The organism is Lichenicoccus sp. (genome assembly GCF_965276875.1).
Taxonomy (GTDB): Bacteria; Pseudomonadota; Alphaproteobacteria; order Acetobacterales; family Acetobacteraceae; genus Lichenicoccus.
Map to the genome: position 1 here is coordinate 3,832,264 of NZ_OZ255701.1, position 19,357 is coordinate 3,851,620.

The following is a 19,357-nucleotide window of genomic DNA, read 5'->3' on the forward strand; positions in this document are numbered from 1 at the left end:
TTACGCCGGATTAGGGATTTGCCTGTATCATCGAACGAAACGAAGGAGCAGTCATGACACCGATACCAAGCGGCTGTGCCGCCTGCAAAGATGCGAGCGAAATCTTTCCGTTTACCATGGCATTCCAGCCGATCGTCGACCTCCAGGAGAGCCGCATCGACGCCTACGAGGCGCTGGTGCGCGGCCCGGGCGGCGAGGGGGCCGGGCATGTGCTCGGCCAGGTCACCAACGAGACCCGCTATGCGTTCGATCAGGCCTGCCGGGTGCGCGCAATCGAACTCGCAGCCCGCCTCGGGCTTGACCGGCAGCTCAACATCAACTTCCTGCCCAATGCCGTCTACGAGCCGCGCGCCTGCATCCGGCTCACCTTGGAGGCGGCAGCCCGCACCGGCTTTCCGCTCGACCGCCTCACCTTCGAGATCGTCGAGACCGAGGATCTCGCCGACCCCGGGCATCTGCGCCGCATCGTCACGGAATATCGGCGGCAGGGTTTCAAGATCGCGCTTGACGACTTCGCCACCGGCTATTCCGGACTGTCGCGCCTGGCGGAGCTCCGGCCGGACATCATCAAGCTCGACCGCGCGCTGGTGCAGGACTGCGATAAGGACCAGGCGCGCCTGGCCATCGCCGCCAGCATGATCGGCCTGGGCCGCGAACTCGATATCAAGGTCGTGCTCGAGGGCGTCGAGACATGCGCCGAGGTCGAAGCCTTGCGCGGCGCCGGCGGCCGCTTCATGCAGGGGTTCTATTTTGCCAGACCGGCATTCGAGGCGGTCGTCCGCGACGACGCGCTCTGGCCGGCGCGCGCCGCCTGAGACCGGACGGGTCGTTGCACCCTGCTATCCTGATGCGGCGCCATTTGCTGGCGTCCGCACCGCTGCTGCTCGCCGGCTGCTCGCCGGCCGGACTGGTCAATGCGCTGGCGCCGGACCACCAGGTTGCGCGCAGCGTCGCCTATGGCAGCGGCCCGCGCCGCAGCCTCGACGTGTATGCGCCCTCAGGATCCGCAATCTCGGGCCGGCCGGTCGTGCTGTTCCTGTACGGCGGCTCCTGGGACAGCGGCGACAAGGCGATGTATCGCTTCGTCGGTGACGCGCTGGCCTCGCGCGGCTTCGTCGTGGTCATCCCCGACTACCGGCTCTACCCGGAGGTGCGCTATCCCGCCTTCCTGCAGGATTGCGCCGCTGCCCTTGCCTGGACCCGCCAGCATGCCGCGCGCTACGGCGGCAGTGCCGCACCACCCTTCATCATGGGCCATTCCGCGGGCGCCTATAACGCGGCGATGCTGACGCTCGATACGCGCTGGCTCGCCGCGCACGACATGACCCCCCGAGGCGACCTGCGCGGCATGGTCGGTCTGGCCGGGCCCTACGACTTCCTGCCGCTCGACACCGACGAACTCCGCGACATCTTCGCCCCCGGCCGGCCGCTGCAAAGCACCCAGCCGATCACCTATGTCGACGGCCGCAATCCGCCGGTGCTGCTGCTCGCGGGCAAACGCGACACGACCGTGCGTCCGGGCAATACCCTGCGGCTGGCGGCAGCCATCCGCGCCAAGGGCGGCTTTGCGCTGGACCTCCTCTACCCCGGCATTGGCCATGTTGAGATCATAGCCGCCTTCTCCGGCCCGTTGCGTTTCCTCGCCCCCAGCCTGCGCGATAGCGCCAGCTTCATGCATGCACCCGCCGAAGCGATGGCGCGTTGGTAGGCCGGGCGGCCTGATCCGGTTCCCGCGCAGACTGGACCTGCCATGGAATACTGCACGTGTTCGCGCCTATAGGGCGCCACCCCACAGCACCGGGCCGGTCGGCAGGCCGGTGGGTGAGCCGCCGCGTGGCTCCAGGCTGACCAGGATTTTGGCGCGTATACCCTGCGGCACGCTGCCGGCGGCGAGTCGCACGCCGCTGGCTGGCAGCAGACCGAGCGGCTTGGGTACCTTTTCGCCGGATTTGAGCAGCCAGAGTTCGAGGTTGCGGTCGGGTGCCACATGCACCGCCCCCACCGGGGTGACGAGCAGGCCGCCGCCTGGTGTCGCCTCGGCGATGAACACCGAAGCGCCGGGTTTGGAGAGCGGCAACAGTGCCGTGACGGTGTTGAGCGGGGGCGCTCGCAGCACCGCCACACCGGCGAGTGCCGCGGCCAGCGCGAAGCCGGCGGCGGTGCCGCCCTGCCAGAACCTCAGGCGGCGGCTTGGGCGCTGGGTCGAGGGTGTCGGTGTCTTTGCGGCGGCTCCACCCCAGGCGCTGGACTCGATTCTCGACCACAACGACGCGGGTGGCGTTGCCGGGGCGGCGACGCTGAGCAGCGGCGACAGGCGGCGCTCCCAGGCTTCGATCGCCGCGCGCGTATCGGGATCGACTTCCGCCTCGCGGGCGAGAGCCGCGCGGTCGTCTTTGTCGAGCGTGCCAAGGACGTATTCGGCCGCGATCAGGTCACGCTCCGGTCCGGCATCATCAACACTGCTGCCGCTCATGGCTCAAGGCACCGCTTGAGGCCGATGAGCGCGCGGCGCACCCAGGACTTGACGGTGCCGAGCGGCGCCTGCAGGCGGCTCGCCAGTTCGGAGTGGCTGAGCCCTTCGACGAACGCCATCAGCACCACGCGTCGCTGCCCCTCCTCGAGCAGGTCGAGGCAGCGGCGCAGTTCGGTCCCTGCCGACGAGGTGACGAGCTGGTCGAGCGCGTCCGGTGCGGAGTCCGCCTCCTCCGCCGGCTCGACGCCGTAGCTCTCGCGGCCACGCCTGCGCAGGATATCGATGGCGCGATAGCGCAGCAGGCTGGCCAGCCACGCCTCGGCATGGCCGCGGGCGGGATCGAAGCGCGAGGAGCGTTGCCAGACCTGCAGGAAGGCATCATGCACGGCGTCGGCGGCGAGTTGCGGCTGGCGGGTGAGCCGCAGCGCCTGGCCGTAGAGACGTGCCGACTGCGCATCGTAGAGCCGCCGGAAAGCAGTCCGGTCGCCATTGCCGCAGCGTTCCAGCAACGCGTCGAGAGACTCGCCCGGCTCGGGTGACGTGTTGTCCGGCATGCGAGGCGCAAACCACTCCGTAGTCCTTTGTTTGAGACTAGCCGGCCGCATCTCCCTTGGCGAGACTCCGCGTGCGGTTGCGACCAGAGCGTTCATGCCAGGACTACGACGGATTGCGACAAATGGATGCAAGATCGTCACATTCGATGCGAATCCCTGGCGCACTCGACCGGTGCGCGTGCATCGGCAATAAACGGCAGACCGGCGCAGGACGCGATGGCCTTGCTCTCTCAGGACACCTGGCTGCTGATCCTGTGCGTCTTCGGCCTTCTGGTCGCCCTCGGCTCGACCTCCGGCGTGATCAACGACCGGCTCTGGATTTCCGAGCCGCTCGCCTGCGCGCTCGCCGGTGTCGCCCTCGGGCCGATGGCCTTGGGACTGGTGCATCTCGATCCCAGCCACAGCCATCTCGACGCCGCCATCCTGCGCGAGGGTGCCCGATTCACCCTGGCGATCGCGGTCACCGGTGCCGCGGTGCGGCTGCCGGCGCATTGGCTGCGTCGGAACTGGCGCACCCTGGCGATCGCACTTGGACCGGGGATGCTGCTGATGTGGGCGGCGGGCGCGCTGGTGACGGCGGCGGCCTTGCAGCTGCCGCTGATACTGTGCCTGCTGGTGGGTGCCGCGATCGCGCCGACCGACCCGGTACTGTCCGCGCCGATTCTCTCCGGCCGGCTGGCCGAGCGCGCGGTGCCGGCCGAACTGCGCCATGCGATGACCGCCGAGAGCGGCATCAATGACGGGCTCGGACTGCCGCTGGTGATGTTGCCGATCCTGCTGATGCGGCATGCGCCGGGCAAGGCGGGGGTCGATTGGCTGGTGCACGTGGTCGGCTGGGAGGTCGGCGGCGCCATCCTGTCGGGGGCTGCTGCCGGATGGCTGACCGCCAAGGGCATGGCCTGGACGCGCCATCGGTCGGACGCCGACGAGGCCTCGCTGCTGACCGTGACCATTGCGCTGGCGCTCGCCGTCACCGCCGGGGTGCGGCTGCTGGGCGCGGACGAAATCCTCGCCGCCTTCGTCGCCGGCGCCGTGCTCAGCAACAGCCATCGCGCGGCCGAGCAGGAAGAGCAGCACGAACGCTTCAGCGAGGCGCTGGCGCGGTTCTTCGATCTGCCGATCATGATCCTCTTCGGCGCGGTGATCCCGTGGTCGGCCTGGCTCGGCCTCGGCTGGCGGGGTGCCGCGTTCGGCTTGGGGATCCTGTTGCTGCGACGGATCCCGGCCTGGCTGCTGCTGGGGAGGCTGATGCCGGCGACGCGCTCGCGGCGCAGTGCCGCCTTCGCCGGCTGGTTCGGGCCGATTGGGGCCGCCGCTTTGTTCTACGCCATGCACATCCAGCAGGAGACCGGATCGGCGGCCCTTTGGCCTGCCATCAGTCTCGCGGTGGGCGCCTCGGTGCTGGCGCACGGCGCGTCCAGCACGCCGTTGACCCACATCCTCGGACGCCAGCGCCGCTAGAGCGATGGCAACGCCGCCGCCGGCAGGCTACCCTGAGCGTCGGCGACGGCCGTAACCACCCAGGCCGCCTCGCAGGAGCCAAGCATGCACGACATCGCCGTCATCGGCGCCGGCAAGATCGGCTCGACTATCGCGGAACTGCTGGCGACGTCCGGCGACTATGCAGTGACGCTGATCGATCGCGACCAAAGGACGCTCGACCGCATCGATATCGCCGGCGACGTAGGCCGCCTGGCCCTCGATATCGGTGCGTCCGAGGACCTGGCGCGTGCCCTGGGTGGTCGCTATGCGGTGCTATCGGCGGCACCGTTCCACCTCACCACCAGGATCGCCGCGGCAGCACTCTCGGTCGGCGCGCATTATCTCGACCTCACCGAGGACGTCGCCAGCACCAGGATCGTGCGCGACATGGCGCGGACGTCGCGGGCCGCGTTCATTCCGCAATGCGGCCTTGCACCCGGCTTCGTCTCGATCGCGGCACACGACATCGCCAGCCGCTTCGCGAGCCTGGAATGCATCCGGCTGCGAGTCGGAGCCCTGCCGCGCTATCCAGAGAACGCGCTCGGCTACAACCTGACCTGGAGCACCGAAGGGGTCATCAACGAATATCTTGAACCGTGCGAGGCGATCGTGCATGGCGAACGGCAACTGGTTGGGGCGCTCGAGGAGTGCGAGACGCTGGCGATCGACGGTGTCGCCTACGAGGCGTTCAACACGTCGGGCGGCCTTGGCTCGCTGTGCGACACCTATGCAGGTCGCGTGCGCGAGCTGAACTATCGCACGATGCGCTATCCGGGCCATGCCGCGGTAATGAAGCTGCTGCTGCGCGATCTGCGTCTGGGCGAGCGGCGCGACATGCTGCGCGCGATTCTCGAACACGCGCTGCCGGCGACCGCGCAGGACGTGGTGGTGATTTTCGTGACCGTGATCGGCAGCCGTGATGGCCGGCTGACGCAGGAGACGCTCGCGCGCCGGGTCGAGCACGGCACGCTCGCCGGGCGGCCGCGCACGGCGATCCAACTCACCACCGCCGGCAGTATCTGCGCAGTGCTCGATCTGCTGGCGACGGGCAAGCTGCCGCAGTCCGGCTATGTCCGGCAGGAAGATATCGGTCTTGGTATGTTCCTGGAGAACCGTTTCGGCAAAGTTTTCTCCGGAAGTTAGTTTACTAACGGTAAAGTTTCGTTAACAGTCTCTTCACCGGGCCCACTCCATTGCCTTGACACTGGCCAGACGGTCGTCGCGGCGATGATCGGCTTCCTTGCCCGGCGGTCGGCTATGGGGCCGGCGTCATCGAGGACGGAGATGGATCCAGCACGCGATCTTCCATCCGGCGTCGACCCGGAAGCCCTCGCGGAGTATGCGGCCATCGCGCGAGCGCTGAGCGGTGCGCGGCACGTCTTGTTGCTGCTTTTAGCGCCCGGATCGGAGCCTTCGGTCGCGTTTTCGCACGGCTTTCATGCGGGGGGCGTTGATGCGGGTGCGGCGCCGGATGCCCAGGCGCTGCTGTGCTTGCATCCGGGCGATGACGACGCGCCGGTCTATCGCGGCGTTGGCGGCCACGAGGGCTGCGGCGTGGCATTGCGCGACCCTTCCGGTGAGGTGGCGGCGCTGCTCTGCCTGCTGCGCGACGGGGGCTTTCCCTCTGGTATCGAGGCAGCCCTGCGCAGGCTCGGCCGGCGGCTGGCCGACCAGCTTTTTACGGCACGGCTCGCGGACGCGATGCGCGAACTCGCCTGGTCGTGCGATGCCGAGGGTGCCGTGACCTGGTGCAATCGGGCGTTTGCCGAGCGGTTCCATGAGGCTCCCGACAGGGCCGCGTTTCTGGCGCGCTGGGCCAGCGGCTCGGCTGATCCTGGGGGCGAGTGCCTGGTGCCGGTCCGACCCAGGGAGGGTCGCGGCGTCTGGTTCGCCACGCACAGATCAGAGCCGCGCGTGGGCTTTGCCACAGATGTGACGGAGCGCCTCGATGCGCAGATCGCGCTGGGGCGCCTTGGCCCGCTGCGCGAGTCGCGCGGGTCGTCGCTGCTGGCGCTGGACCGTGTCGTGGTGGCGATGGCCGAGCGGATCGGCGACAGGCTCCCCCCCGGGCTGACACCGCGCGTGCGCAATCCCGGCGACACCAGGATGACCGTGCGATGCGATCCGCATCTGTTGGAGAGTGCCTTGCTCGATGCCGCCCTGGCCTGTGCGACGGCGATGGATGCGCAGGCGCTCACCGTGACACTCGGTGTGCAGGGCGGCCATGCGGTGCTCGGGCTCGAGTGCCAACCGGTCATGCCGGATCCGGCCACCCTGCCGATGCTGCAGCCGCTGCTCGATGCCTGTGGCGGCAGGCTGGAACCCAAGGCTGGGGCGCGCGAGGCCGGGGAACGCGATGGGGCGCTTCGCGTCGCGATGCCGCTGCATCAGCCGGCAGGTGCCAAGATGCCGGCCGCGACGCCCGCGCATATCCTGGTGGTGGATGACGAGGCGGTGGTGCGCATGCTGGTGGTGGATCTGCTGCGTGAGCGCGGCCACAGCGTCCAGGAGGCCGAGGACGCGTTCGCGGCGATGGCGTTGGTGCAGCAGGGTGTGGCGCTGGACCTGATGATCACCGATATCGGGCTGCCGGGTGGCTTCGACGGCTCCACCCTGGCGCGGCGCACCCGGCAGCTGCGGCCCGGGCTGCCGATCCTGTTCATTACCGGCTACGCGTTCGGCACCAACAACGACGTGGTGCTGGAACCTGGTATTCCGGTGCTGACCAAGCCGTTCACCCTCGGTGCGCTGGCGGCAAGGATCGCCGAGCTCCTGGAAGCCGTAGCACCTCCGTAATGAACCGGCTCCGGGGCGAGCTCTGCAGATCGTCCTTGAAAATCGCGCGCAAACCTCATCTAGTGGTGTGCGGCAACGAGATGCCCGAAATCTAGCATGCATGAGCAGAGTCGGCGGCGTCGCGATTGCCGGGCTCCACGGAGAACTTGATGACCTTGCACGAAGTCCACGATGCCGCATCCGCGCAGCAAGGCGAGGAGAGCAATGGTGCCGAAACCGCCTCGGCGGCGCTGCTCGTGGACGCGGTGCAGTTGCGTGGCCATCACCAGGTCCGGGTCGATCGCAGCCGCGACTCCCTGATCACCGATTTCGGCCGCGCCACGCTCGACAATCGCTATCTGCTCCCCGGCGAGAGCTACCAGGACCTGTTCGCCCGAGTCGCCAGCGCCTATGGCGACGACGCCGCACACGCCCAGCGCATCTACGACTATATTTCGCGGCACTGGTTCATGCCGGCGACTCCGGTGCTCTCGAACGGCGGCACCGACCGCGGCCTGCCGATCTCCTGCTTTCTCAACGAGGCCTCCGACAGCCTTGAGGGCATTGTCGGCCTATGGAACGAGAATGTCTGGCTTGCCTCCAAGGGCGGCGGCATCGGCTCTTATTGGGGCAATCTGCGCTCGATCGGCGAGAATGTCGGCCGCAACGGCAAGACCTCCGGGGTGATTCCGTTCATCCGGGTGATGGACAGCCTGACCCTGGCGATCAGCCAGGGCTCGCTGCGTCGCGGCTCGGCGGCGGTCTATCTGCCGGTCTCGCATCCCGAGATCGAGGAGTTCATCGAGATGCGCCGCCCCACCGGGGGCGATCCGAACCGCAAGGCGCCGAACCTGCATCACGGCATCCTGATCCCCGACGCCTTCATGCGCGCGGTCGAGGCCGACGAGGCCTGGCCGCTGACCTCGCCCAAGGACGGCACCCATATACGCCAGGTCTCTGCCCGCTCCCTGTGGATCCGTATCCTGACCGCGCGGATGGAGCAGGGCGAGCCCTACATCATCTACTCGGACCATGTGAACAACGCCCGTCCCGAGCATCACAAGCTCGCCGGGCTTGAGGTCAAGACCTCCAACCTGTGCTCGGAGATTATGCTGCCCACCGGCATCGACCAGCACGGCGAACAGCGCACCGCGGTGTGCTGTCTTTCCTCGGTCAATCTCGAGACCTGGTTCGACTGGAAGGACCATCCGCTGTTCATCGAGGACGTGATGCGCTTCCTCGACAACATCCTCAGCGACTTCATCGCCCGGGCGCCCGACGACATGGCGCGCGCCAAGTACGCGGCATCGCGCGAGCGCTCGGTGGGCCTGGGCGTGATGGGCTTCCACGGCTTCCTGCAGTCCCAGCGCATCCCCTTCGAGAGCGTCATCGCCAAGGTCTGGAACAAGCGCATGTTCGGCCATCTGCGGGCCGGGGCGGACGCCGCCTCGCGCATGCTGGCCGAGGAGCGCGGCGCCTGCCCCGACGCCGCCGAATACGGCATCCAGGAGCGATTCTCGCACAAGCTTGCGGTCGCACCCACCGCCTCGATCTCGATCATCGCCGGCAACGCGAGCCCCGGGATCGAGCCGATCGCGGCCAACGTGTTCCTGCAGAAGACACTGTCGGGTTCGTTCACCGTGCGCAACCGTCACTTGCGCAAGCTGCTGATCGAGAAGGGTTTCGACACGGACGAGGTGTGGTCCTCGATCACCCTGAGCAAGGGCACCGTGCAGCATCTCGACTTCCTGACGCAGCACGAAAAGGACGTCTTCAAGACCGCCTTCGAGCTCGACCAGCGCTGGGTGGTCGAACACGCCGCCGACCGCACGCCCTATATCTGCCAGAGCCAGTCGGTGAACCTGTTCCTGGCCGCCGACATCCACAAGCGCGACCTGCACCAGATCCATATGCTGGCCTGGCGGCGCGGGGTGAAGTCGCTCTATTACTGCCGCTCATTGTCCATCCAGCGCGCCGACACGGTCAGCGACATGCTCGACAAGATCGAGGTGCTGCCGCCGGTGACGAAGGCGACCGTACCCCTTCAGGACGACGCCCGCGACTACGACGAGTGTCTGGCCTGCCAATAGCGATTGGGAGTGGCGGTTGACACCGCCGCCACCGCCGCTCTAACTCTCCAACTGAGAACGGTTCGCAACATGCGGATCCCGACGCCGTTTGGAGCAGATCGCTTGCAGCAGACCCTCATTGCCATCCGTCGTCGTCCGCTCGGCCTGCTTGCGGTGTTCGGGCCGGGGATCGTGGTCATGCTGGCGGATACCGACGTCGGCAGCGTGATCACCGCCGGGCAGAGCGGGGCCGCCTGGGGATACCGGCTGCTGCTGCTGCAATTCGTTTTGATGCCCATCCTCTATATGGTCCAGGAGCTGACCGTCCGTCTTGGCGTGCATACCGGCCGCGGCCATGGCGAGCTGATCCGCGACACCTTCGGGGCGTTCTGGGCGTGGGTTTCGGTCGGCGGCATGGTCATTGCCGTGATCGGCGCGCTGCTCACCGAATTCTCCGGTGTCGCCGGCGTCGGCGAGCTCTACGGCGTGCCGCGCGGGGTGAGCGTCGGGCTCGCCGCCGTCGCCCTCCTGGCGATCGTCATGACCGGGTCCTACCGCCGGGTCGAACGTGTCGCGATCCTCCTCGGCCTGTTCGAGTTCGCCTTTTTCGGCGTCGTGGTGGCAGCCCACCCCAACCTGCACGAGGTGGTGCGCCAAGCGGTTCGCATCCCGCTCGCCAACCAGGACTACCTCTATCTGGTCGCCGCCAACATCGGTGCGGTGATCATGCCCTGGATGATCTTCTACCAGCAGTCCGCCATCGCCGATAAGCGTCTGCGTCCGGAGCATCTTGCCGCGGCCCGCTGGGACACCGCGATCGGCTCGGTGGTCACCCAGCTGGTGATGGCGGCGATCCTGATGGCGGTCGCCGCGACCCTGCACCGCTCCGACGTCAAGGTCAGCCTCAACACCATCGGCGACATCAGCGGCGCCATTACCCCGTTCCTCGGCGTCACCTGGGGTCATCTGGTGTTCGGAGTCGGCACCATTGGCGCCGGCATGGTGGCGGCGATCGTGGCGTCCTTGGCACTGGCCTGGGGGTTGGGCGAGGTGGCCGGCTACCGCCGTTCGCTTGAATACAAGCCCTTCGAGGCCGGCTGGTTCTATGGCGTTTATGCCGTCTGCGTGCTCGCCGGCGCGGTGCTGGTCACCTACTGGCCGAACCTGGTCTCGCTCAACGTCGCGGTGCAGGTGATGAACGCGCTGCTGCTGCCGCTGGTGCTCGGTTTCCTGATCGCGCTTGCGGTCTATGCACTGCCGGACTCCACGCGCCTGCGCGGCACCTATATGAAGCTGGTTATCGCGGTCGCCGTGCTGACCACCAGCTTGGGAGTGTTCGGCGGCCTGCAGGGCATAGGCTGGTTCTAGCCCCGCGAGGGAGGACAAGAAATGCGCGTACTCATCCTGGGTGCGGCCGGCATGATCGGCCGCAAGCTCGCCGAGCGACTCGCCGCGGATGGCGCGCTCGCAGGACAGCCTCTCACGCATCTCGCCCTGGTCGATGTGGTCGCCCCATCTCCGCCGCCCGGCTTTGAAGCCGCCACCTGCGGTGCCGTCGATCTCGCGGTCCCCGGAACCGCCGGGTCGTTGCTGCGCGAGCGGCCGGACGTGATCTACCATCTCGCCGCGATCGTCTCGGGCGAGGCGGAAGCGGATTTCGAGCGCGGCTACGCGGTCAATCTCGACGGCACCCGCTTGCTGTTCGAGGCAGTCCGCGCCGTCAACGGTTGGAGCCCGCGCCTTGTCTTCGCCTCCAGCAATGCGGTGTTCGGCGGTGTCATGCCGGACCGCATCGACGATGATTTCGCGCTCACCCCGCAGACCAGCTATGGCACCCAGAAGGCCATCGGCGAATTGCTGCTCGCGGATTATTCCCGCCGCGGCTTTTTCGACGGCATCGGGCTGCGGCTGCCGACCATTTGCGTGCGTCCGGGCAAGCCCAACCGCGCCGCGTCGAGCTTCTTCTCAGGCATCATTCGCGAGCCGCTGGCAGGACAGGAGGCGATCCTGCCGGTCGCCGAGTCAGTGCGGCACTGGATGGCGAGTCCCCGCTCGGCGGTGCATTTCCTGATCCATGCGGCCGGGCTCGACACCGCCGCCCTCGAAGGCCGCCCGAACCTGACGATGCCGGGACTGTCGGTCACGGTGGGCGAGCAGATCGCGGCGCTGCGCGCCGTCGCGGGCGACCGCGCGGTGTCGCTGATCCGCAGCAAACCCGACCCGGTCATCGAACGCATCGTCGGCGGCTGGGCGCGGGGCTTCACGGCGGAGCGGGCGCAGGCACTCGGCTTTGCTGCGGAGAGCCGCTTCGAGGACATCATCCGCGCTTATGTCGAGGACGAGCTGGACGGCAAGCTGCCGTGACCCATTTGCACGACGATCCCGCCGACTTCGCAGCAAGCGCCCTGGCCGGGTTCTGCGACGCGCATGCCGGCCGGGTGCGCGCGGTGCGCGGCGGCGCGCTGCGTGCGGACGCGCTTGCCGACGGCCACGTCGCCCTCGTCGTCGGCGGCGGCAGCGGCCACTATCCCGCGTTTGCCGGCTATGTCGGACCTGGACTCGCCACCGCCGCGGTCGCCGGCGACGTGTTCGCCTCGCCCTCGGCGGCGGCGATCCGACACGTCGCGCGCCTGGCCCATCGCGGTGGCGGCGTGCTGCTCGGCTACGGCAACTATGCCGGCGACGTGCTCAATTTCGGCCTGGCGGCGGAGCTGCTCGCGACCGACGGCATCGAGGCCCGGCTGATCGCGGTTACCGACGATGTGGCCAGCGACGCAGAGCCCGGGCGTCGGCGCGGCATCGCTGGCAACCTCCTGGTGCTCAAGGCAGCGGGTGCGGCGGCCGCAGCCGGCTCTGATCTCGATGCGGTCGAGGCGGTCGCCCGACGCGCCAACACGGCCACCCGCTCGCTCGGTGTCGCCCTGCACGGCTGCACGCTGCCGGGTGCCGCGTCACCGCTGTTCAGCATCGAGGACGGCCAAATCGCGATCGGCCTGGGGATTCACGGCGAGGCCGGGATCGAGGAGCGCGCGTCGATGCCGGCCGCGGCACTCGCGTCGCTGCTGGTCGAGCGCCTGCTCACCGAGGCACCGGCGGGCGCCGGCCGTCGGGTCGCGGCCATCCTCAACGGCCTTGGCGGCACCGGTGGCGAGGAGCTGTTCGTGTTGTGGAACCAGGTCGCGGCCCGTCTGCGCGCGGGCGGTCTGGAGGTCGTCGCCCCGTTGGTTGGCGCGTTCACCACCAGCCTCGACATGGCCGGCTCCTCGCTCAGCCTGTGCTGGCTCGATGACGGGCTCGAACGGCTCTGGCTGGCGCCCTGCGACGCGCCGGTCATGCAGCGCCGCCCGCTCGTCGAGGCAGCCTCGTTCCCGCCCGAGGACGCCGAGACGGTGCAGTATGCCAAGGCTGCCGATGACGCGGCCGTCCGCGACGGCGCCCGGATCGCGCAGGCCATGGCAGCACTCGCCGAGGCGATGGCGTCGGCCGAGGCAGAGCTCGGACGCCTCGATGCCATCGCCGGCGATGGCGATCACGGCCAAAGCATGGCGCGCGGCTCGGCGGCCGCTTCCGCGGCATCGTCGCAGGCCGCGGCCGCGTCGGCGGGACCCGCAGGCGTGCTGGCCGCGGCCGGCGAGGCCTGGGCGGCGCGCGCCGGCGGCACCTCCGGCGCGCTCTGGGGCGTCGGCCTCGTAGCGGCGGCACGGGCCTTGCGCGACGATCGCGGCCTGATTGCGCCCGACGCGGCCCGTGCCGCCGATGCGGCTCGCGCGGCGATCGTGAGGCTCGGCGGTGCTCGCCTCGGCGACAAGACCCTGGTCGATTCGCTGCACCCCTTCGTGCAGAGCCTGTCGCAAGCGCTTGCGGCCGGCGACGGTTTGCCCGCCGCCTGGTCGGCGGCCGCGACCGCCGCCCGCGACGCGGCCGTAGCCACGTCGGCGCTATCGCCGCGCCTGGGTCGTGCGCGGCCGCTTGCGGAACGCAGCAAGGGACATCCCGACGCCGGGGCGACGTCGCTCTCGCTGTGCCTGGATGCGATAGGGGCGAGGATTGCTGCGGGCAGCACCTGAGACGCTACGCGCCGGGCGCGCCGCGCCGGGCCCCGAGCTGAGCATCATCGTACCCTGCTACAACGAACGCCAGAACGTCGCCGTGCTCGCCGAGCGGATCGCGGACGCCCTCGAAGGTGTGCGCTGGGAGATCGTGTTCGTCGATGACAACAGCCCGGACGGCACCGCCGCCGCCGTGCGCGCCCTGGCGCGAAACGACGCGCGCATCCGCTGCCTGCGCCGGGTCGGACGGCGGGGTCTCGCGTCGGCGGTGATCGAGGGCGCGCTCAGCAGCTCGGCCGACACCATCGCCGTCATCGATGGCGACCTGCAGCACGACGAGACCCGTCTGCCTGAAATGCTGCGCCTGCTGGCGGCGGCACCCTGCGACGTCGTCATCGCCAGCCGCTATGCCGCCGGCGGCAACGCCGAGGGTCTCGGCGGCAACTGGCGGCACCGGCTTTCCGAGGCCGGCATCCGGCTCGCCCAGGCGCTGCTGCGGGTGCGTCTCACCGACCCGATGAGCGGCTTCTTCATGATCCGCAACAGGGCGTTCGAGGGCTGCGCCGAGCGGCTCACCGGCCAGGGCTTCAAGATCCTGCTCGACCTGTTGCTGAGCGACCGCGCGCTCAGGGTGCGCGAAATCCCGGCGGTGTTCCACGAGCGTGTCGCCGGCAAGAGCAAGCTCGACGTGCTGGTGCTGGCGCAGTTCGCGGCCCTGCTGCTCGACAAGGCGCTTGGCGGCGTCGTGCCGCTGCGTTTCATCGGCTTCGCGGCGGTGGGCGCGATCGGCATCCTGGTCAATGTCGGTGTGCTGGTGCTGCTGCGCGACGCGACAGGGATGGCGTTTGGCATCGGCGAGCTGATCGCAACCCTGGTCGCGATGATCACCAATTTCCAGCTCAACAACCGCATCACCTATCGCGACCAGGCGTTACGCGGGCGCCGCCTATGGCGGGGGCTGGTGTTGTTCATGCTGGTCTGCGGCCTGGGGGCGGCCGCCAATGTCGGCATCGCGGCAATGCTCTATCGCGGCCATCTGAACGGCGCGCTCGCCGGCGCCGCCGGCGCGCTGATCGGGGTCGTCTGGAACTATACGATTTCCGCGACCCTGGTCTGGCGCCGCCGCTAGACCAGCAATCTGGCGCCCAGGCCGTCCCGCTGGGCGGCGCCCATGCCGATCCGCGCGAAGTAGGCGTCAAGGCTGCCGGCCTGTGCGTCGATGGCGGCGAAGGCGATTTGCAGATGACCCGTGCTCACCCCCATGAAGCCGCGCAGGATCGCCTCGCTTGGCGCCCCGCCAACGATCGGGGCGAGGCTCTCTGCGACCTGCTGCCTACGCGCCGGTGTCATCATCACCGCGTTGGTGGCGAGGAAGTCGGCCATTACATCGTCGGTGTGGACACCGAGCGCCCGTTGGATCAGGGCCGCGAGCAGGCCGGTACGGTCCTTGCCCGCCGCGCAGTGTACCAGGAGCGCGCCATCGATCTCCTGCAAGGCCGCGAAGGTCTCCGCGAACATCGCCAGATGGCGCGGCTCGAACGGCGCCTGTCGGTAGTAGCCGGAGAGATAGGCCGCAACACCGGCATCGCTGAAATCGCCCTGCCGCAGGAACTCGACGTGCGGCCCCTCGGCACGATCGCCGGTGTCCGAGCAGATCAAGCGGCCGGTGAACGCCTGCCAGCGCGAGGGCTGGCGGCGGCGCTCGGTGGTGCGTCGGAGATCGGTGACGATGGCGATGCCGAGCCGTTCGAGGCCTGCGATGTCGGCGCTGCTCGCATCGCCGAGATGGGCGGAGCGGAACAGGCGACCGGCGAGCACCCGGCCGCCGTGCAGGGAGGCAACCCCGCCGAAGTCGCGCAGGTTGTCGATGCGTTCGAAATCGTACTGTTCAACATCGCGCATGGCGTGGCGTTAGCACGTGCGGGCAGCCCCGTCATTGCCCGCGTTCGAAACATGAGTATGCTAATCGCGTGACCCGCGAGGCCGTTGAAGATGAGTGCAACCAACGATCCGATCGAGCATTTCCGAAGCGAGGCACGTGCCTGGCTGGAGGCCAACTGCCCGCCTGAGATGCGCACGCCCTATCGCAGCGAGGCGGATCTGGTCTGGGGCGGCCGCAACGCGACGCTCAGCGAACCGCAACGGCTCTGGCTCGAGCGCATGGGTGCGCGCGGCTGGACGGTGCCGGACTGGCCAAGCGCTTATGGCGGCGGCGGTCTCTCGGCCGCCGAGAGCAAGGTGGTGCGCGCCGAGATGGCGCGGCTTGGCTGCCGCAATCCGCTGAACTCGTTTGGCATCTCCATGCTCGGTCCGGCGCTGCTGAAATACGGCAGCGAGGCGCAGAAGCTGCGGCATCTGCCGCCGATCGCGCGCGGCGAGATACGCTGGTGCCAGGGCTATTCCGAGCCGGGCGCCGGCTCCGATCTCGCCGGCCTGCAAACCTGGGCCGAGGACGCGGGCGAGCATTTCATCGTCAACGGCCAGAAGGTCTGGACCAGCTACGCCGACCGCGCCGACTGGATCTTCTGCCTGGTCCGCACCAGCCGGAGCGCCAAGCAGGGCGGCATCTCCTTCCTGCTGTTCGACATGACCACGCCTGGTGTGTCCACGCGGCCGATCCTGCTGATCTCCGGCGCCTCGCCGTTCTGCGAGACCTTCTTCGACGACGTGCGCGTGCCCAAGGAGGATCTCGTCGGCGGCCTGAACCAGGGCTGGGAAGTTGCGAAATACCTGCTCGGGCACGAGCGCGAGATGATCTCCGGCATGGGGCTTGGGCGTGGCGGCGAGAAGGGCCTGCCGCAGATCGCCATCGAGGCGATCGGTGCCGAGCCGGACGGCAGGCTCGACGATCCGTTGCTGCGCGCGCGCATTGCGCTGTTCGAGGTGCGGGCCGCCGGCTTCGCCGCCATGTCCGAGCGCTTCATCGACGAGCTCAAGGCCGGCCGCGGGCACCCTGCGCAACCATCAATGATGAAATATTACGGCACCGAGCTGAACAAGCAGCGACTGGAATTGATGATGGCGGCGCGCGGTTCGGATGCGCTGGCCTGGGACAGCGAAGCGTCGCATGGCGGTGCGGCGGCGCGTGAATGGCTACGCAGCAAGGCCAACTCGATCGAGGGCGGCACCTCCGAAGTCCAGCTCAACATCATCGCCAAGCGCATCCTGGCACTCCCGGGAGCCTGAGGCGCATGCCGCTGTTTCTCGACGACGACCAGACGATGCTCGCCGACACGGTGCGCCCGTTCATGGCCGAGCGTGCCCCGGTGCGGCATCTGCGGGCGCTGCGTGATGCGGCCGATCCGACCGGGTTTTCGCGCGACTTGTGGCAGTCCTTCGCCGAGATGGGCTTCACCGGGGTGCTCGTCGGCGAGGCGCATGGCGGACTCGGGCTCGGCCAAGTGGAAGCCGGGATCATCCTGGAGGAAATCGGCCGCAACCTGGCACCCTCACCGTTCCTGAGCACGTCGGTGGGTGCCGCCGCCGCCCTCGCTTCGGCCGCCGCCCCCGCTCAGGCGCGCTTTCTCTCCAGGATCGCGGACGGCACGCTGATCGCGGCACTCGCCTTTGACGAGGCGAGCCGGCACCGCCCGACCCGGGTTGCGATGCGAGCACAGCGTTCCGGCAACGGCTTTCGCCTGACCGGAGAGAAGCGCTTCGTGGCACACGGCCATGTCGCCGATCTCATCCTGGTCTCGGCCCGCACCGCCGGCGCCGACGACGACGCGGACGGGATCACCCTGTTTGCGGTCGAGCAGGGTGCCGCCGGCCTGACCGCGACACCAGAACGCCTCGCGGACTCCTCGCTCGCCTCGCATCTGCGCCTCGACGGCGTCACGGTCGATGCCGACGCGGTGATCGGCGAGATCGATGCCGGCTCGTCGGGCCTCGCGTGCGTGCTCGGCGCCGTGCGGGTCGGCGCCGCCGCCGAGCTTGTCGGTGTCGCCGCCGGCGCGATGCGCATGACCGTCGACTATCTCGGCACGCGCAAGCAGTTCGGCCAGACGATCGGCAGCTTCCAGGCGCTGCAACATCGCGCGGCCCACCTCTATGCCGAGCTGGAAGTCGCCCGCGCTGCCGTGCTCAAGGCACAGCAACTGCTCGACACTGGCGATCCGCAGGCAACGCGCGCGACCCACGTCGCCAAGGCGCTGTCAGGCCTGGCGAGCACATTGGCGGTGCAGGAAAGCGTGCAGATGCATGGAGGCATCGGCATGACAGATGATTACGATATCGGCTTCTTCATGAAGCGCGCGCGCGTACTTGGCGAACTCTTCGGCGACGCGGATCACCACGCCGACCAGCTCGCCAGACTGTCCGGGTATTAGGGGAAATCGCATGGACTGGTCGGGCAGGACGGCTTGGGTGACCGGCGCCTCCTCGGGGATTGGAGAAGCACTCGCGCGCGCGCTTTCGGCGCGCGGTGCCGCGGTGGTGTTGTCCGGGCGCCGCACCGAAGCGCTCGATCGTATCGCGGCCAGTCTGCCCACGCCGACCCTGGTTCTGGCGTTCGATACTATCGATTTCGCAGGCCTGCCGGACGTCGTTGCACGCGCCTGGGAATGGCGTGGGAGCATTGATCTACTGGTCAATAATGCCGGGGTGAGCCAGCGCAGCCTGGCGCTGGATACCGACATGGCGGTCTATCGCGCGCTGATGGAGGTGGATTTCTTCGCGCCGGTGCGTCTGACGCAACTGGTCCTGCCGCGCATGATCGAGCGAGGGCACGGGCATATCGCCGCCGTCAGTTCGGTCGCGGGCAAGGTCGGCACGCCGCTGCGCGCGGCCTATTGCGCTGCCAAGCACGCGCTGGTCGGCTACTGCGACGCATTGCGGGCCGAAATCGAATTGGCCTACGGCATCAAGGTGAGCACGATCCTGCCGGGCTCGGTGCGCACCGGCATTGCCGTCAACGCGCTGCTGGGCGACGGCTCCGTGCGCGGCATCTCCGACGACAATATCGACAACGGCATGGCGCCGGAGATCGTGGCCGAACAGATCATGGCGGGGCTCGAAGCCGGCACGCGTGAAATCCTGATCGCCGAAGGCGCCGAGCGCGCGGCGGCCCTGCTGCGCGCAGCCGAACCCGAGACATTGTTCGACGTCGTGGCACGCGAAGGCGCGCGTCTTGCGAAGCTGCGCGCCGAACACGGCGCCGGCTTTCGGCCGGACCCGCAAAGAATACGCGAGGCGCGGAAAGGCTGATCGCCTGTCCGCTCTATCGGCAGCGGAGGTCGGGACGCCGCGTTCAGTCCGGGTCCGATCGCGGCCGTTCGTCGCCGGTATCGGGCGCCCGATCCGGCGCGCACGCAAGAATTGCGTGCAGCTCTTCGGGCTGTGCATTGCCGGCACGTTGGCGAAAGAAGTCGGCCGCGGTTTCGACCGCGCCAACTTTCTGTGCGACCGCGGAGGCGATCCACTGGTTTAACGACACGCCATCTTCCTTGGCCAGCCGCGCCGCCGCGACCTTGATCGAGCTTGGCAGCTTTAGCGGATACGTTGCTTTGCTCATCCTCGAACCCTCCCGAGCAGGTCGGCCGGTCGGACGACCAACAGACCAAACTTCGGCGCAATTGCTTCGAAGTCGGCCAGATTATGTGTGACCAGAGCGTCCGCACGCCCGTTTACGGCGGCCTCCAAAACCATTTCGTCATCGGGGTCCGAAAGCTGCGGGCGCCAGATGAAACGCACGTCAACTGGTTCGAGAGCCGCGGCAAGGGCCGCAAGCGTCCGGTCGATTTCTGCCAGAGTCAGACCGGAGACGCTGCGTTGCTCCGGTCGTTTCAATACTTCCTCGTACTCCAGAAACAGCGCTGGCGTTGCCAGGGGCACTATCTGCCGAGAGGCAACGAGATCCATGACGGCGTTTGCCGCGCCATGTCTGCTGCGAAACGCCGAGATCACGACCGAGCTGTCTAAGACCACGCGATGCACGGCGGAATAAAGCACATCCTA

General features: G+C 68.4%; 18 protein-coding genes. 13 read left to right on the forward strand and 5 right to left on the reverse strand.

Annotation, left to right across the window (positions count from 1 at the left end):
* The first annotated feature begins 53 nt into the window (after positions 1 to 53).
* The gene (locus ACQY4K_RS18585; RefSeq protein ID WP_428391678.1) at positions 54 to 815 is read left to right on the forward strand and encodes an EAL domain-containing protein; all 762 of its coding nucleotides are present in this window, start codon (positions 54 to 56) and stop codon (positions 813 to 815) included.
* A gap of 14 nt (positions 816 to 829) precedes the next feature.
* Complete coding sequence (locus ACQY4K_RS18590; protein ID WP_428391679.1) at positions 830 to 1,708, forward strand: alpha/beta hydrolase; 879 nt, start codon at positions 830 to 832, stop codon at positions 1,706 to 1,708.
* 66 nt (positions 1,709 to 1,774) lie between these two features.
* Here ACQY4K_RS18590 and ACQY4K_RS18595 read toward each other — a convergent pair whose 3' ends face one another.
* Positions 1,775 to 2,473 carry an anti-sigma factor gene (locus tag ACQY4K_RS18595; protein WP_428391680.1) on the reverse strand — a complete coding sequence of 233 codons (699 nt, stop codon included), beginning with the start codon at positions 2,471 to 2,473 and terminating at the stop codon, positions 1,775 to 1,777.
* Entirely contained in the window at positions 2,470 to 3,027 is a 558-nt protein-coding gene (locus ACQY4K_RS18600; protein ID WP_428391681.1) for a sigma-70 family RNA polymerase sigma factor, read from the reverse strand. Before ACQY4K_RS18600 ends, ACQY4K_RS18595 begins: the two co-directional genes overlap by 4 nt.
* Positions 3,028 to 3,243: 216 nt before the next feature.
* Between ACQY4K_RS18600 and ACQY4K_RS18605 the strand changes: the two genes are divergently transcribed.
* The 8 genes from ACQY4K_RS18605 to ACQY4K_RS18640 all read left to right on the forward strand — a co-directional run bounded on the left by ACQY4K_RS18605 (position 3,244) and on the right by ACQY4K_RS18640 (position 14,531).
* Entirely contained in the window at positions 3,244 to 4,488 is a 1,245-nt protein-coding gene (locus ACQY4K_RS18605; protein ID WP_428391682.1) for a cation:proton antiporter, read from the forward strand.
* An 84-nt stretch (positions 4,489 to 4,572) separates the two neighbouring features.
* Positions 4,573 to 5,652 (forward strand): saccharopine dehydrogenase NADP-binding domain-containing protein, encoded by a 1,080-nt coding sequence (locus ACQY4K_RS18610; protein ID WP_428391683.1) that lies wholly within the window; start codon positions 4,573 to 4,575, stop codon positions 5,650 to 5,652.
* A gap of 141 nt (positions 5,653 to 5,793) precedes the next feature.
* Positions 5,794 to 7,305 carry a response regulator gene (locus ACQY4K_RS18615; RefSeq protein ID WP_428391684.1) on the forward strand — a complete coding sequence of 504 codons (1,512 nt, stop codon included), beginning with the start codon at positions 5,794 to 5,796 and terminating at the stop codon, positions 7,303 to 7,305.
* Between the two features lie 149 nt (positions 7,306 to 7,454).
* On the forward strand, positions 7,455 to 9,374 hold the full coding sequence (locus ACQY4K_RS18620; protein WP_428391685.1) for a ribonucleoside-diphosphate reductase subunit alpha: 1,920 nt from the start codon (positions 7,455 to 7,457) through the stop codon (positions 9,372 to 9,374).
* A gap of 102 nt (positions 9,375 to 9,476) precedes the next feature.
* A complete protein-coding gene (locus tag ACQY4K_RS18625; protein ID WP_428391686.1) occupies positions 9,477 to 10,721 on the forward strand; it encodes an NRAMP family divalent metal transporter in 1,245 nt (414 codons plus the stop codon).
* A gap of 21 nt (positions 10,722 to 10,742) precedes the next feature.
* Positions 10,743 to 11,717, forward strand: a complete 975-nt coding sequence (denD, locus tag ACQY4K_RS18630) for a D-erythronate dehydrogenase (RefSeq protein WP_428391687.1) — start codon at positions 10,743 to 10,745, stop codon at positions 11,715 to 11,717.
* Entirely contained in the window at positions 11,714 to 13,420 is a 1,707-nt protein-coding gene (locus ACQY4K_RS18635) for a dihydroxyacetone kinase family protein (protein WP_428391688.1), read from the forward strand. The genes denD and ACQY4K_RS18635 overlap by 4 nt, the downstream gene beginning before the upstream one ends.
* A complete protein-coding gene (locus tag ACQY4K_RS18640) occupies positions 13,401 to 14,531 on the forward strand; it encodes a glycosyltransferase (protein ID WP_428391689.1) in 1,131 nt (376 codons plus the stop codon). Before ACQY4K_RS18635 ends, ACQY4K_RS18640 begins: the two co-directional genes overlap by 20 nt.
* On the opposite strand, the gene ACQY4K_RS18645 is transcribed toward ACQY4K_RS18640, so the two are convergent.
* Positions 14,528 to 15,304 (reverse strand): tyrosine-protein phosphatase, encoded by a 777-nt coding sequence (locus ACQY4K_RS18645; protein WP_428391690.1) that lies wholly within the window; start codon positions 15,302 to 15,304, stop codon positions 14,528 to 14,530. The genes ACQY4K_RS18640 and ACQY4K_RS18645 overlap by 4 nt on opposite strands.
* Before the next feature lie 90 nt (positions 15,305 to 15,394).
* Here ACQY4K_RS18645 and ACQY4K_RS18650 point away from each other — a divergent pair, with 90 nt between their 5' ends.
* The 3 genes from ACQY4K_RS18650 to ACQY4K_RS18660 are packed head-to-tail and all read left to right on the forward strand — an operon-like array spanning position 15,395 to position 18,607.
* Positions 15,395 to 16,588: an acyl-CoA dehydrogenase family protein gene (locus tag ACQY4K_RS18650; protein ID WP_428391691.1), complete on the forward strand. Its 1,194-nt coding sequence runs from the start codon at positions 15,395 to 15,397 to the stop codon at positions 16,586 to 16,588.
* A gap of 5 nt (positions 16,589 to 16,593) precedes the next feature.
* On the forward strand, positions 16,594 to 17,730 hold the full coding sequence (locus ACQY4K_RS18655; RefSeq protein WP_428391692.1) for an acyl-CoA dehydrogenase family protein: 1,137 nt from the start codon (positions 16,594 to 16,596) through the stop codon (positions 17,728 to 17,730).
* 10 nt (positions 17,731 to 17,740) lie between these two features.
* Positions 17,741 to 18,607, forward strand: a complete 867-nt coding sequence (locus ACQY4K_RS18660; protein WP_428391693.1) for an SDR family NAD(P)-dependent oxidoreductase — start codon at positions 17,741 to 17,743, stop codon at positions 18,605 to 18,607.
* Between the two features lie 43 nt (positions 18,608 to 18,650).
* Here ACQY4K_RS18660 and ACQY4K_RS18665 read toward each other — a convergent pair whose 3' ends face one another.
* Positions 18,651 to 18,914 carry a hypothetical protein gene (locus ACQY4K_RS18665; RefSeq protein ID WP_428391694.1) on the reverse strand — a complete coding sequence of 88 codons (264 nt, stop codon included), beginning with the start codon at positions 18,912 to 18,914 and terminating at the stop codon, positions 18,651 to 18,653.
* Positions 18,911 to 19,351, reverse strand: a complete 441-nt coding sequence (locus ACQY4K_RS18670; protein ID WP_428391695.1) for a putative toxin-antitoxin system toxin component, PIN family — start codon at positions 19,349 to 19,351, stop codon at positions 18,911 to 18,913. Before ACQY4K_RS18670 ends, ACQY4K_RS18665 begins: the two co-directional genes overlap by 4 nt.
* Positions 19,352 to 19,357: the final 6 nt, after the last annotated feature.